The sequence below is a fragment of the Bradyrhizobium sp. CIR48 genome (assembly GCF_014198315.1).
Classification (GTDB): domain Bacteria; phylum Pseudomonadota; class Alphaproteobacteria; order Rhizobiales; family Xanthobacteraceae; genus Bradyrhizobium.
This window is the reverse complement of the sequence record NZ_JACIHG010000002.1, coordinates 83,616-97,926: the sequence shown is the minus strand read 5'-3', so window position 1 is coordinate 97,926 and position 14,311 is coordinate 83,616. Positions and strand designations below refer to the sequence as shown.

The following is a 14,311-nucleotide window of genomic DNA, read 5'->3' as shown; positions in this document are numbered from 1 at the left end:
TCCGTTCACCATTGCCGCAACAGGCGCGTAGCCAGTTACCACCTGTCCACCTCTGTTGGTTCAACTGCGGGTCCATAGGGGCTCGCGATGTATCAAGTTCTCTACTGTCTCACCGAAGAGCACGATTGGCGGCTCGTCGCGCTAGGCGGCGCGGTGTGTCTGCTCGCCAGCGCGGCGGCGATCAGCCTGTTCCACCGGGCGCGCGCGACCAACGGTGTCGGACGCCTGGCCTGGCTCGGCCTCGACGCCGCCGTCAGCGGCTGCGGCATCTGGGCGACGCATTTCATCGCAATGCTCGCCTACGGGCCGGGCGGCGCCGGCGCCTACAACATCCCGGTGACGATCCTGTCGTTGATCTTTGCGATCTCCGTGACCTTCGTGGGGCTGAGCATCGCCGTATCGTCCTCGCGGGCGGTGTGGATCGCCCTCGGCGGCGCCATCGTCGGCACCGGGGTCGCGGCGATGCATTACACCGGCATGGCGGCGCTGGAGCTACCGGCGCGGGTCAATTGGATCGGAAGCACGGTCGCCGTTTCGGTGCTATCAGGAATCGTCTTTGCGGCACTTGCACTGTTCGTGGCCGCGCGGCGCGACGACCTCTTCCATGCGCTGACCGCGACGGTCCTGCTGACCGTCGCCATCGTCGCGCATCATTTCACCGCTATGGGCGCGGTGCTGCTGACGCCTGATCCGACGCTCGCGATCGGCGGCCTGTCGATCCCGCCGGCCTCGCTGTCCTTCCTCACGGCCAGCGCCGCGGTCGCGATCATCGCGATCGCGCTGGTGGCTGCGCTGCTCGACCGCCGCGCCAAGGGCGAACTGGGCGCCCAGCAAATGGTGCTGGATACGGCGCTCGAGAACATGTCGCAGGGTCTGTGCATGTTCGATGCAGACGGCAAGATCATGCTGTTCAACGAGCGCTATGCCGCCATGCTCCGTCGCACCGACATCGCGCTGACCGGCCGCCTGCTGGTCGACGTGCTCAGGGAGGAGCAGGCCAAGGGCCAGTGGCAGGGCGATGCGGATCAATTCTTCGCCCGCCTCGTCGCCGACGCGCGCGAGGGGCGCACCACGACCGACATCGTCAGCCGGTTCGGCCGCTCCATCCGGGTGGTCAACCAGCCGATGCAGGGCGGCGGCTGGGTCGCGACCTTCGAGGACATCACCGAATGGCTCGAGGCGCAGGCCAAGATCTCGCACATGGCGCGCCATGATGCGCTAACCAGCCTGCCGAACCGCGTGCTGTTCCACGAGCAGCTCGAGCAGGGACTGCGGCGGACCAGGTCGGGCGATCAGCTCGCGGTGCTTTGTCTCGATCTCGATCACTTCAAGGACATCAACGACTCGCTCGGTCATCCCATCGGTGATGCGCTGCTGAAGGAGGTCGGCCGCAGGCTGACGGCCGCCGTCGGCGAGAGCGACACGGTGGCGCGACTGGGCGGCGACGAGTTCGCCGTGGTCCAGATCGGTCGTTCCGAGGAAACCGCTGCGAGATCGCTTGCCGGCCGCCTCGTCGAGGTCATCTCGGCGCCCTACGAGATCGACGACCATCAGATCGTGATCGGCGTCTCGATCGGCATCTCGCTGTCGCCGCAGGACGGCAGCGATCCGAGCGAATTGTTGAAGAACGCCGACCTCGCGCTCTACCGCGCCAAGGCGGACGGCCGCGGCACCTACCGCTTCTTCGAGACCGGCATGGATGCACGCGCGCAGGCGCGGCGCCTCCTGGAAATGGACCTGCGCGCGGCGGTGCAGCGCGACGAGTTCGAGGTGTATTATCAGCCGATCCGTGACGTCGCCAGCGGTCGCGTCGTCGCCTTCGAGGCGCTGCTGCGCTGGAACCATCCGCAGCGTGGCCTGATCGCACCCATCGACTTCATCCCGCTGGCCGAGGAGACCGGTCTGATCGTCCAGCTCGGTGAATTCGTGCTGCGCTCGGCCTGCATCGATGCGGCGAGCTGGCCTGATGATGTCGACCTCGCCGTCAACCTGTCGCCGGTGCAGTTCAAGAATCCGAACCTGATCGCATCCGTGATCGCGGCCCTGGCTGCCTCGGGACTCGACGCGCGCCGTCTCGAGCTCGAGATCACCGAATCCGTGCTGCTGCAGAACAGCGAGGCGACGCTGACCACGCTGCATGAGCTGCGCGCCATGGGCGTGCGCATCTCGCTGGACGATTTCGGCACCGGCTATTCGTCGCTGAGCTATCTGCGCAGCTTTCCGTTCGACAAGATCAAGATCGACCGCTCCTTCGTGTCGGAGCTGGCGACGCGCGAGGATTCCATGGCGATCATCCGCGCCGTGACCGGGCTCGGCCGCAGCCTCGGGATCGTCACCACCGCGGAAGGCGTCGAGAACGACACGCAGCTCGAGCTGCTCAGGCGCGAGGGCTGCACCCAGGCGCAGGGCTATCTGTTCAGCAAGCCGCGGCCCGCCTCCGACGTGGCGGTGATGCTCAACCGCCCGCGGCTGCTGGCCTCGGCTTGAGGGAGACTATTGTTTGAGCATGATCTATTCGGAAAACCGCTTCGCACTTTTCCGGATCATGCTCTAGCCTCGGCGCAATGCGAAATGCGCGCCGCAAAATGCCATGACGGCGCCGAGGCACAGCGCGGCGAGTCCGGCCAGCACGCCCGCGACGGTCGGGATCGGGCTCGGCGCCGAGGCCACCTGGCCCGCACCCGCGAGCAGCAGGACGCCGACCGCGATCAGGAACTGCCGCATCCGTTGCGGGATCTGGCCGGAGACGGCGCTCTGCATCAACGTTGCCGTGAAATAGCCGCCGGAGAAGCCGACGGTCGCGATCAGCCACCACGCGATCGCCGCGCCCGCCGGGATGAACTCATGCGTGTTGGAGCGCCAGAGACCGCCGAGGTCGAGCCCATAGCGCGCCCCCAGCATGTGCACCGCGAGCGCGAGCAGCACGCCTGATATCACGGCGGCGCCGAGAATCAGGCGGCGCGGAAAAAAGGTCGTCTCAGCCATGCCTCGCTTGTAGGATGGGCGAGGGCGATCGCGCAAGCGGATCGCGGCCGGGATGGGGCGGATAGGATTGATTGAGGGGATGCAGGGGTCGGAAGCTGAGGCCACGCCGGTCACGAGCTATGCCTACAAGGCGTCGCTGATCGGCTCGGCGCATCGCTTCGAGCTGACGGAGCAGGGGCTGTCCTGGCACATCGGCGGCCGCTCCTCGCTGTGGCCTTATGACGAGATCAGCGCGATCCGGCTGTCGTTCCGCCCGGTGTCGATGCAGCAGCACCGCTTTCGCGCCGACGTCACTCACAGCAGCGGCCGCCGCATCGCGATCCTGTCGACGAGCTGGCAGACCGCGGCGCTGATGGCGCCGCAGGACAACGGCTTTCGCGCGTTCATCCTCGCGCTGCACGCGCGGATGGCGAAGGCGGGCAGCCGCGCGGTGCTGACGGCAGGGCTCGGCCGCACCGCCTATGCCGCGGTGCTGGCATTCCTGGCGGTGCTGACGGTGGCGATGGCGGGCCTGTTGATCCGCGCCCTCGTGAGCGGCGAGTTCGCCGGCGCGCTGTTCATCCTCGGCTTTGCCACGCTGTTCGCCTGGCAGGTCGGCGGCTTCGTGCGGCGCAACCAGCCGCAGCGATACAGCTTCGATCAGGTGCCGAAGGCCCTGCTGCCCTAGACCGAGGGCTACGACCAATCGCTACTCAGTCGAGTCGAAATCCTCTTCCTTGGTGCCGAGCAGCGAGACGATCGTGCGCAGGCCGGAATCGAGCTGCTCGAAGGTGGGCGGCGCGAGCGCGAGGCGCACCGCGTTCGGTGCATGGCCGTGGGCGATCGCGAAGGTGGAGGAGGGCGTCAGCGCGATGCCGCGCCGGGCCGCGGCGGCGACGAAGGTCTGCGAGCGCCAGTGCGACGGCAGCGTCAGCCAGAGATGGTAGGAGCGCGGATCGGCGGCGTGCTGGTAGCCGGCGAGCAGCCTTGCCGCGGTCTGCTGCCGGCGCGCCGCGTCGATGCGTTTCAGCCGCGTCAATTCCGCGACGGTGCCGTCAGCCATCAGCCGCTGGCCGGCCGCCAGCGCATGGCCCGAGGCGATCCAGCCGCCGGTGCGGACCGCACTCATCACGCTTTCGCGCAAGTGCGGCGGCGCCACCAGGATGCCGAGCGCAAGGCCCGGCGCGACCTTCTTGGACAGGCTGTCGAGCACGATGCAGCGGTCCGGCCCGAGCGCGGCGAGCGGCGTGTCGTCGGCGAGGAAGCCGTAGACGGCGTCCTCGATGATGGTGAGGTCGAGCTTCTCGGCGACGCGCATGATGTCGGCGCGTCGCGTCGCGTTCATGGTGACGCCGAGCGGGTTCTGGATGATCGGCTGGAGATACAGCGCCGACAGGTGCGCTTCGCGATGCGCTTTCTGGATCGCATCGGGACGTACGCCGAATTCGTCCATGGGAATCGGTACCAGCGTGATGCCGAGCCGCGCCGCGATGCTCTTGACGTAAGGGTAGGTCAGCGCCTCGACGCCGCAGCGGCCGCCGGTGGGCACCAGCGCCGCGAGCGCGGCTGCGAGCGATTGCTTGCCGTTGGCGGTGAAGACGATCTGCTCGGCCTGCGGCGCGAAATCCTTGCGCGCGAGATAGGCGGCGGCAGCATTGCGCGCGCTCTTGGTGCCGGTGCTGGTCGAGACGCGCAGCGCGGATTCGAGCGCGTCGACGCGCTCCAGCCCCGCAAGGCTCTTGGCGATCATCGCCCATTGCTGCGGCAATAGCGGATAATTGACCTCGAAATCGATCCGCGCATCGCGCGGCTCGCTCAATGCCTCGACCTCGCGCCTGATGTCGCCGGAGATGAAGGTGCCGCGGCCGACCTCGCCGACGACGAGCCCGCGGCGGAGCAACTCCGTATAAACCCGGCTCGCGGTCGAGACCGCAATGCCGCGGTCATAGGCAAAATTGCGCTGGGGCGGCAGCCGATCGCCGGGCCTTAACGTGCCGTTAGAGATATCCGAGGCAATGGCATCGGCAAGCTTCACGTACTCGAACTTGGACATTATTGCACCGAGAGCAATGTTTTACTTGCTCCGAGCAGTGTACTGGAGCATTTAAGTTCCATCAAGTTCCACGATTGAGCCGAGGAGAGCGAGAGCAATCCGACGGCAAATGAGGTGCAGGCGCCCACAAGCGTCGGCGCCAACGGCACCTGCTTCGCCGCGCGGGACACCAGGCCGGAGAAGAAAAATGACCACGATCTCGCAAACTGCCGGGCAGAGTTTACGCCCATCCTCCTCGAGCGGATTTTTTGCAACGCTCGCCCAAGGCGCCTATGCGCTGTTCAACCGCCTGGAGCGACGCTCGGCGGTCAAGACCTTGAACGAGCTCGACGACCGCGCCCTGCGCGACATCGGGATCACGCGCAGCCAGATCGAGGACGCCGTCTACGGGCAGGTCAAGGCCGAGCTGACGCGGTATCTGTAAGCCTCTCGTGTCCCGGCCGCGCCGCAACGCGCAAGCGTTGCTGCGCGGAGCCGGGACCCAGGAAGCCGCGCAGTCGCTGATACATGGGCCCCGGCTCTGCAGCGCACCGTCGAAGCTGCGCTGCGCTGCGTCCGGGGCACGAGAGCGGTGTTTGGCGAACAGTTCTAACTCAAGCCATCCCGACTCTTTCCGCATCGACACTATCTGTCCCGTCATCCTGAGGTGCGAGGCATGCGATGCGAACGCATCGCATGCTGAGCCTCGAAGGATGAGTGGCCGAGATGCAGCCGGGCCGTCGCCCTTCGAGGCTTGCACTGCGACGCTGTCGCGCCGCAGTGCGCGCACCTCCAGCGACAACGGCTTCGCCGTTGCGCGGGGGTGACGGGGATGGCTTGGTGCTCGCGGCATGTATCGATTCATTTTCGAACAACAGACACAGCTTCGCATCCTCGCGGCTCATTTCGCCCGAGCTTTGCTTCGTCGCTTCACCCTCGATTGAAAGAGGGCGCAGGGAAGACCGGGCGCCGGCTGGCACCCGCGGTCCACTGTGCGAAACCTGCGTAACAAGAAGCTGCACAGCGGCATACAGGTGTAGCCAGGACATCCCGGCCTTCCCTGCGCAGTGGTTTTACGGCTTATGTCGTGCTCTCCCCGGGGAGCGTTGCACTATTGCCCCCGTCGCCTTGCGGCTGGCTGACGGATGCGTCCGGTTGGACGACACCCATCACCGCAACACTTGACGCACAGACCCCGGGCGTCAGGACCACACGATTTTGCCGTACGCGGATCACATCGGTCGTGTGCGCGAGGTCTTCGCTCACGGTTACCCGCCCTGCGAAGGCTCTTCGCGCCGATGTCACCTGCGTCCACCGCCGCCCGGCCCGCGTTCGTGACGATCGCGATACGCCCCTCTTCCTTGGGCCGGGTTGTCGCGACACATACGTTATTTCCGAATTTCGGTAAAGTGGAATATTTTCGACGGCGCGGATTGACCGACCAATTGGGTGTTTTGCCCGTCGGGCAACGCAAGGGATTGTAGAAACGCAAGGGATTGTAGACGAGTAGGTGGGTTAGCCCCGGGCTGCGCGTAGCGCAGTCCCCAAATGTAACCCACCTCTCTGCCGCCGCGGATATTAAAGTGGTGGGTTACGCCGAGCGGTCAGCGCTTCGCGCAGTCCGCACGGCTAACCCACCCTACGAGACCGGGCTATGACGATCCTCAATGCCTCACCACCAGCACCGAGCACTTCGCGTAGCGCACGACGTGGCCGGCGTTGGAGCCGAGGAAATAGGTGCGCATCGCCGGCCGGTGCGAGGTCATTACGATCAGATCGGCCTTCATGTGCACGGCTTCCTCCAGGATCTCGTGGTAGATGCCGCCCTGGCGCACCACGCTGGAGATGCGGGAAGCCTCGATGCCGGATTCGCGTGCGACGATGGCGAGGGCTTCTTCCGAGGTCTGGCGCTGCTGCTCGTCGAAATCGGCCGGCACGTATTCGGCCAGCATCACCGGCGTCATCGGCAGCACGTTGAGCAGGCGCACCTGGCCGCTCCAGGTCTGCGACAGCGTTGCCGCGGTCGCGATCGCCGGCTTGGCGAGGTCGGTGTCGGCGAGGTCGATGGGCACGAGGATGGACTTGAACATCTGCGCCTCCAAATCTTCCAGTCAGCACGTTTTGCCGGCCGTCGCGATCATCCCGATCGAAGCAGCTTGGGGCTGGTGAACCGCACCAGCTTGCCGCGGCGGTAGGCCACGTCACCCCAATCCTTGACGGCAAAATCGAAGATCGCAAGCCCCGCGGTGGGCAGGTTGTCGGCGAGCGCCCTGGCGCCATCAGGATCGCCGCCGCCCATCAGCATCAAGGCGGCCTCGTGCATGCCGGGATTATGGGCGACCAGCAGCAATTGCTTCGGGTCGGCGGGGGCGGTTGCGGTGCGAATGGAGTCCAGGATCTGCGCGGGATCGGCGCCGTAGAGTTCGGGCAGGATCTCGACCTGCGGCGTCGGGACGCGGTGCTTCATCGCCTCCCAGGCGATGTCCCAGGTCTGCCGGGCCCGGACGGCGTGCGACACCAGCACGGTCTCGGGGAAGGGCGGGTGGGCGGCGATCCAGTCGCCGATCCGGGCGGCATCCTTGTGGCCGCGATCGTCGAGCCGTCGGTCCTGGTCACGGCCGCTCGGCGCGTCGGTCTCGGTCTTGGCGTGACGCAGCAGCATCAAACGGCGCATGGCATTCTCGAATCGTTACGGTCGCGGATAATGTACAGACGCGGGTGAGGACAAGGTGACAAGCGCCCGCTCAGTCCTCTAAGAAAACGACATGAGCGAGACTTTCACAAGCGTGTCCCAGGAAGAAGCCGGCTTTCGCGACCGTGTGCGGCTGTCGTTCGATCTCGACGCCGACATCTGCGTCATCGGTGCCGGGCTCGCCGGGCTCTCCATCGCGCTGGAGGCAGCCCGGCTCGGGGCCAGTGTCGCGGTGCTCGAGGGCCGTCATATCGGCTGGAACGCCTCCGGCAACCAGCTCGGCACCGTGATGCCGGGCTTTGCGCTGCCGCTCACCGACCTGATCGAGCGCATCGGCTTCGAGGACGCGCGTGAATTGTGGACGCTGTCGAAGGAGGGGGCCGAGTTCGTCCGGGCCAACGCCACGGAAGAGAACATGCCGGGGATTGCCCCGAGCAACGGCGTGCTCGAGGTCTCCAACGTCGATGCCGGCGACCGTCTGATTAGCCGGTTGCAGATGCTGAACGAGGATTTCGACACCGAGGCCGAGGGCTGGCAGGTCGATTGCGTCCGCGAGGTGCTCAAGACCGATCGCTATTTCCACGGCGTGTATTATCCCAAAGCATTCCAGGTCGACGGCCGCAAATATGTGCACGGCCTTGCGGCGCTGGCGCGGCGGGCCGGCGCCCGCATCTTCGAGGACACGCCGGTCGTCAGCATCGATCATTCCGGCATCCGCAAGCGCATCGTCACGCCGTCGGCGCGGCTGCGCGCCACCCACATCGTGCTCGCGGGCAACATCCATCTCGGCGCGCCCCTGCGGCGGCTGTCAGAGACGCTGCTGCCGGTCTGGCGCTACGCCGGCATCACCGCGCCGCTCGGCGAGCGCGTGCACGAGGTCATCGCCTTCAAGGGAGCGGTGATGGATTCCGACGGGGTCGACCATTTCCGCATCGTCGATGGCGACCGGCTGATGTGGGAGAGCCCGGAGACCACCTGGGCCGCGCGTCCGCAGCGCTTTGCAGGCAGCGTCAGGCGGCGGATCCGCACGATCTTTCCGGAGCTCGGCAATGTCGAGATCAGCGAAATGTTCGGCGGCGCCACCGGCCAGACCGTGCACGGCATGCCGCAGATCGGCCAGTTGCGCAAAGGCCTCTGGGTGGCGAGCGGGTTCGGCCGCCAGGGCATGAACATTTCGGCCATGGCCGGGCAGATGATCGCGCGCAGCATCCTGTGGGGCGATGAGCGGTGGAAGCTGTTCTCGCCGTTCGAACTGGTCTGGGCGGGCGGCGCCACGGGGCGGGTCGCGGGCCAGTTGGTCGGGATCTGGGGCAGGGCGAGTTCTGCCGCCGCGGGCTCGCTCGCCCGCTACCGCGAACGCGCCAGGGTCAAGGACAGGGAGCGCGAGGCGCGCCTTGCCGAAGCCAACCGGGCCGCCGGCACCGGTCCGCGCCGTCCAGCGCCCGGCGTCAGGCAGCGACCGGCCCCGCCGCCGATACGCGCGGTCCGGGAGGCAGAGCATGCCGTGGAACCGGCCTCGCATGATGGCGCCGCCTCCCAATAAGTTGAGAGAAATTCCGCCCGGACGCGTAACTTCGGCCGACAGAAGCCCGTATCTCAGGGCGTGGATTGCCCGCGCACGGAGAATGAGATGTTTGATCGACGCATCCTGTTGACGACTGCCGCCGGCCTGTTCGGCCTCGGGGCCTTCCGCTGGCTGAGAGGAACGCCCGCCGAGGCTGGCGAGAAAGCCGTGGAAAAGTTCGAGATCACGAAGACGGAGGCTGAATGGCGCGCCCAGCTCACGCCGCAGCAATATGAGATCCTGCGCAACCATGGCACCGAGCGGCCCGGCTCGAGCCCGCTGCTGAAGGAGCACCGCAAAGGCATCTTCGCCTGCGCCGGCTGCGACCTGCCGCTGTTCGCCTCCGAGACCAAGTTCGAGAGCGGCACCGGTTGGCCGAGCTTCTACCAGCCGATCGAGGGCAATGTCGGCAAGACCGAGGACCGCGCCTACGGCATGGTGCGCACCGAGGTGCATTGCCGGCGCTGCGGCGGCCATCTCGGCCACGTCTTCGACGACGGTCCGAAGCCGACCGGATTGCGCTATTGCATCGACGGTTTCGGGCTGGTGTTCCATCCGGCGGCGGCCTCGGCGACGTAGGTTTCGCGGGGATCATTCCGGAGCGATGCGTGAGCATCGAGTCCGGAATCTTGAGGTTCTCAGGTGCGCAATGCGCACCAGGGCTCGATGCTTCGCATCGCCCCGGAACGACGATGTGTCCCGGCAATTGTTGCCGGTCCCGGCAAATGTGCCCCGGTCGTCAGGCCGGGGCTTTTTCATTAAGTCATTGATTTCCTGAGAATACCTGCATTGGCATAGCCCTTGCGACTGTCTCCTCCGACTGCGGCCATGTCGACCCGCCGCCGAGATCGGATTTGGAGACAAAGTTATGGGTATCTTCGATGCAATGAACACCTCGGTGGGTGGCCTGCAGGCGCAGTCCTACGCGCTGCAGAACATCTCCGGCAACATCGCGAACTCATCCACCACCGGTTACAAGGGCATCGGCACCAGCTTCGTCGATCTCATCCCCGACTCCTCGGTCCCGAGCAAGCAGGTCGCGGGCGGCGTGACGGCCAACGCCAAGGCCACCATCACCACGCAGGGCACGATCTCGGGCTCCACCGTCGCCACGAACATGGCGATCACCGGCGACGGCTTCTTCTCGATCCAGAAGGCGAGCGGCGTCGTCGACAACGTGCCTGTCTTCACCGGGGTCACCTACTACACGCGGCGCGGCGACTTCCAGCTCAATGCCAACGGCAATCTGGTCAACGGCGCCGGTTATTACCTGATGGGCGTCACGGTCGATCCGAAGACCGGTAACCCGACCGGCAGCGTGGCCAACGTGCTGCAATTCCAGAACAACTTCATTCCGGCGCAGGCGACCACCTCGATCCAGTACGCTGCGAACCTGCCGACCCAGCCGAACACGGTGGCGAAAACGACCGCGTCGAGCGGCACGCTGCTGGCGGCCGGCGGGCTGAACCCGTCCGATTTCGCCGCCAACCCGCTGCCGGTCGGCACACCTCCCGCGCCCTACGCCAACGCAATGGTGTCCGGCGCGGCTGCAACCGGCAACATCCGTTCGGCCTATTCGTCGACGACGGGCACGGGCACGGTCGCACTCCAGAACAATTCGGCGGCGGTGGCCTCGACCACCACATCGCTCGACAACACGGTCGGCACGCATCTCGCCTCCAGCATCCTCACCGCCTTGAGCGGCCAGACGCTGACGATCAATGGCAACACCATCACGTTCAACGGCGGCACGACGGTCTCGACCGTCGGCAACAACACCACCATCGGTCTCGGCGCGGGCACGACGGCGACGGTCGCGGACATCCTGAACGGGATCCAGACCGCGGGCGGCGCCGGCGTCACGGCCTCGCTCTCCGCCAGCGGCAACATCGTGATCTCCACCGGCACCGGCACCGATGTGGCGGTCGGCAGCGGCACCGCCGCCACCGCCCTCGGCATCAGCAGCGTGACCCGCGGCGGCAACGTGCTGTCCTCGCCCGCGATCTCGGGGGCAACGGTGCTGAGCGGCAGCGCGACCGCCGGTGGCGCCCAGGTGCTCTCGTCCGGCTTCGCCGCCGGCGATACCATCACCGTCAACGGCCAGACACTGACCTTCGTCTCGCCGCCTACGGTTCCCAGCGCCAGTCAGATCCTCACCACCGACAATGTCACGACTCTGCTCGGCAAGATCGATGCGCTCTCCGGCGCCTCCGGATCGACGGTCAGCAGCGGCGGCGTCATCACACTGAACACCGGCACCGTCTCCAACCTCTCGGTGTCCAGCTCCAACAGCGCTGCCTTCTCGGCGCTCGGCTTCACCTCGACCATCACCAAGAACCGCGACGGCGGCGGCACCGCTGGCACCGGCGGTGTGATCGGCAACGACATCGCGACCTTCACCAAGGAATCGATCAGCGGCGGCGCGGTGACCGCCTACAACGCCGCCGGCACGCCGGTGAACCTGCAATTGCGTTGGGCCAAGACCGACAGCGCTTCGCTGGGCGCGGGTCATTCGGATAGCTGGAACCTGTTCTATCAGACCGACCCGAACGCGACCGGCACGACCGTCGGCTGGGTCAATACCGGCCAGACTTTCACCTTTGCCAGCGACGGCTCGCTGACCTCGCCGAGCGGCTCGGGCATCACCATCAACAACGTCAGCGTCAGCGGTCAGTCGCTCGGCTCGGTCGCCTTCAACATCTCCTCGGGCGGACTGACGCAATATGCCAGCACCAGCGGCGCGGTGACCATCAACACCATCACGCAGAACGGCTATGCCGCCGGTCAGCTTCGCTCGGTTGCCGTCAACAACAACGGCATCGTGGTCGGCACCTTCTCCAACGGCCAGAACCTCAACCTCGCTCAGGTTCAGCTGTCGCACTTCAACGGCACCAACTATCTGAAGGCGATGGATGGCGGCGCCTATGCCGCGACCGAGCAGTCGGGTGACGCGATCGACGGTGCTTCAGGCACCATCAGCGGCTCGTCGCTGGAGGGATCCAACACCGACATCGCCGACGAATTCACCAAGCTGATCGTGACCCAGCAGGCCTATTCGGCCAACACCAAGGTGATCACGACCGCGAATTCGATGGTGCAGGACCTCTTGAACGTGTTGCGCTGATCGGCGCGTAACGTAACCAAAGGCGGCAAGTAACATGGGTTTGAGTTCAGCCCTCGCCAGTGCGATGAGCGGTCTGCGTGCCAACCAGGCCGCGCTCTCGATCGTCTCCTCGAACGTCGCCAATGCGCAGACGCCGGGTTACGTCGTCCAGACCCCGAACCAGATCGAGGTCACCACCGGCGATTTCGGCTCGACGGCGATGACGACCGGCGTCAGCCGGGAGCTCGACACCTATGTGCTGAATCAGCTGCGCACCGAGACCGGCGGCAGCGGCTACGCCGATCAGATGGCCAACATCCTGAAGCAGCTTCAGAATGTCTATGGCACGCCCGGCAACAGCGGCACGCTCGAAACCGCGCTGAACAAGTTCACCACGGCGCTGCAAGCGCTGTCGACCAGCTCGGGCGCCTCATCGGCGCAAACCGTTGCGCTCGGCGCGGCGCAGGCGCTGGCCACGCAGCTCAACGTCACCACCAAGGGCATCCAGTCGCTGCGCTCCAACGTCGAGCAGGATCTCGGCAATTCGGCGCAAGCGGCCAACGTCGCTATGCAGCAGATCGCCGACATCAACACCAAGCTGCAGGGCCTGTCGGCCAACGACCCCTCGGCCGCGACGCTGATGGACCAGCGCGACCAGGCCATCAACACGCTGTCGAAATATGTCGACGTGCGCGTCACCACCGACGGTTCGAACCAGGCCAACATCTACACCACGACGGGCATCCAGCTCGTCGGGGCCGGGCTCGCCTCGCAATTCACCTTTGCTTCCGCCGGCGCGCTGTCGGCGACCTCGCTCTACAACATCGATCCGGCCAAGTCCGGCGTCGGCGCGCTCAACATCGTGCTGCCGAACGGCTCGAAGGTCGACGTCGTCGCCAACAACGTGGTCTCCTCGGGCCAGATCGCGGCCGATCTGAAGCTGCGCGACGAGACGCTGGTGCAGGCGCAGAACCAGATCGACCAGCTCGCCGCCACGATGTCGAGCGCGCTGTCGGACAAGACCACCGCCGGCACCACGGTGTCGGGCCCACCGGTCGGTTTCGACATCGACCTTGCCGGTGCGCTGCCGGGCAACACCGCCACCTTCACCTACACCGACACGGCGACCAACACGAAGCGCCAGGTCACCCTTGTCAACGTCACCGACCCGGCGGCGCTGCCGCTGCAGAACGCGGCCAACGCCAACCCGATGCAGATCGGCGTGAACTTCTCCGGCGGCATGGGCGCGATCGCTTCGGCACTCAACACGGCGCTTTCCACCTCGCATTTGACGTTCTCCGCCGCGCCGTCGCCGGCGACCGCCACGACGCTGCGGATCACGGACGACAACAGCGGCCTCGCCAAGGTCAATTCATCCTCGATCACCAAGACGATCTCGTCGCTGACCTCGGGCAATCCGCAACTGCCGCTGTTCACCGACGGCGGACAGGCGCTCTACACCGGCGCGATCACCGCCTCGGGCTCGCAGATGACCGGCCTTGCCGGACGCATCGCCGTGAACACGCAGCTGGTCTCCGACCCGACCCGGATGTCGGTGTACAACACCTCGCCGCTGACGCCGTCGGGTGACACCGCGCGTTCGGACTATCTCTACTCGCAGCTCACCTCGGCGGTGTTCTCCTATTCGCCAGCGAGCGGTCTCGGCTCGGCGAGCCAGCCCTTCACCGGCAGCGTTTCGAATTATCTGCAGCAGTTCCTGAGCGTCCAGGCCAATTCCGCGACCCAGGCCACCCAGCTGCAGCAGGGCCAGAGCGTCGTGGTCTCGACGCTCCAGGCCAAGTTCGACTCGACCTCCAAGGTCAATCTGGACTCGGAGATGTCGAACCTGATCCAGCTCCAGAATGCCTATGCCGCCAACGCCCACGTCATGTCGGTGGTGCAGAGCATGATGAATACGTTGCTCCAGGCTCAAGTGTAACAAGTAACAGGGCTCTG

11 protein-coding genes are annotated in these 14,311 nt (G+C 66.1%); 7 read left to right on the top strand and 4 right to left on the bottom strand.

Annotated elements, in window-relative coordinates; translation table 11 throughout:
* The first annotated feature begins 87 nt into the window (after window positions 1-87).
* The gene (locus tag GGD66_RS06900) at window positions 88-2,487 is read left to right on the top strand and encodes an EAL domain-containing protein (RefSeq protein ID WP_092261183.1); all 2,400 of its coding nucleotides are present in this window, start codon (window positions 88-90) and stop codon (window positions 2,485-2,487) included.
* Between the two features lie 63 nt (window positions 2,488-2,550).
* Here GGD66_RS06900 and GGD66_RS06895 read toward each other — a convergent pair whose 3' ends face one another.
* The gene (locus tag GGD66_RS06895) at window positions 2,551-2,985 is read right to left on the bottom strand and encodes a hypothetical protein (RefSeq protein WP_183230152.1); all 435 of its coding nucleotides are present in this window, start codon (window positions 2,983-2,985) and stop codon (window positions 2,551-2,553) included.
* Window positions 2,986-3,064: 79 nt separating this feature from the next.
* Between GGD66_RS06895 and GGD66_RS06890 the strand changes: the two genes are divergently transcribed.
* Window positions 3,065-3,652: a hypothetical protein gene (locus GGD66_RS06890; protein WP_183257199.1), complete on the top strand. Its 588-nt coding sequence runs from the start codon at window positions 3,065-3,067 to the stop codon at window positions 3,650-3,652.
* A gap of 21 nt (window positions 3,653-3,673) precedes the next feature.
* Here GGD66_RS06890 and GGD66_RS06885 read toward each other — a convergent pair whose 3' ends face one another.
* Complete coding sequence (locus GGD66_RS06885; protein ID WP_092261194.1) at window positions 3,674-5,017, bottom strand: PLP-dependent aminotransferase family protein; 1,344 nt, start codon at window positions 5,015-5,017, stop codon at window positions 3,674-3,676.
* Window positions 5,018-5,204: 187 nt separating this feature from the next.
* On the opposite strand from GGD66_RS06885, the gene GGD66_RS06880 reads away from it, so the two are divergent.
* Window positions 5,205-5,441, top strand: a complete 237-nt coding sequence (locus tag GGD66_RS06880) for a DUF1127 domain-containing protein (RefSeq protein WP_183230148.1) — start codon at window positions 5,205-5,207, stop codon at window positions 5,439-5,441.
* Window positions 5,442-6,660: 1,219 nt separating this feature from the next.
* Here GGD66_RS06880 and GGD66_RS06875 read toward each other — a convergent pair.
* Window positions 6,661-7,086, bottom strand: a complete 426-nt coding sequence (locus GGD66_RS06875; RefSeq protein WP_026201824.1) for a universal stress protein — start codon at window positions 7,084-7,086, stop codon at window positions 6,661-6,663.
* 47 nt (window positions 7,087-7,133) lie between these two features.
* Window positions 7,134-7,670, bottom strand: coding sequence for a histidine phosphatase family protein (locus GGD66_RS06870; RefSeq protein ID WP_183257198.1), 537 nt, complete (start codon window positions 7,668-7,670; stop codon window positions 7,134-7,136).
* A 91-nt stretch (window positions 7,671-7,761) separates the two neighbouring features.
* Between GGD66_RS06870 and GGD66_RS06865 the strand changes: the two genes are divergently transcribed.
* The 4 genes from GGD66_RS06865 (at window position 7,762) to flgK (ending at window position 14,294) form a co-directional block, all read left to right on the top strand.
* The gene (locus GGD66_RS06865) at window positions 7,762-9,231 is read left to right on the top strand and encodes an FAD-binding oxidoreductase (RefSeq protein WP_183257197.1); all 1,470 of its coding nucleotides are present in this window, start codon (window positions 7,762-7,764) and stop codon (window positions 9,229-9,231) included.
* A gap of 87 nt (window positions 9,232-9,318) precedes the next feature.
* Window positions 9,319-9,831, top strand: coding sequence for a peptide-methionine (R)-S-oxide reductase MsrB (gene msrB / locus GGD66_RS06860; protein ID WP_177237542.1), 513 nt, complete (start codon window positions 9,319-9,321; stop codon window positions 9,829-9,831).
* 289 nt (window positions 9,832-10,120) lie between these two features.
* Entirely contained in the window at window positions 10,121-12,376 is a 2,256-nt protein-coding gene (locus tag GGD66_RS06855; protein ID WP_018317300.1) for a flagellar hook-basal body complex protein, read from the top strand.
* A gap of 34 nt (window positions 12,377-12,410) precedes the next feature.
* Window positions 12,411-14,294, top strand: a complete 1,884-nt coding sequence (flgK, locus tag GGD66_RS06850) for a flagellar hook-associated protein FlgK (protein WP_183257196.1) — start codon at window positions 12,411-12,413, stop codon at window positions 14,292-14,294.
* The last annotated feature ends 17 nt before the right edge of the window (window positions 14,295-14,311 follow it).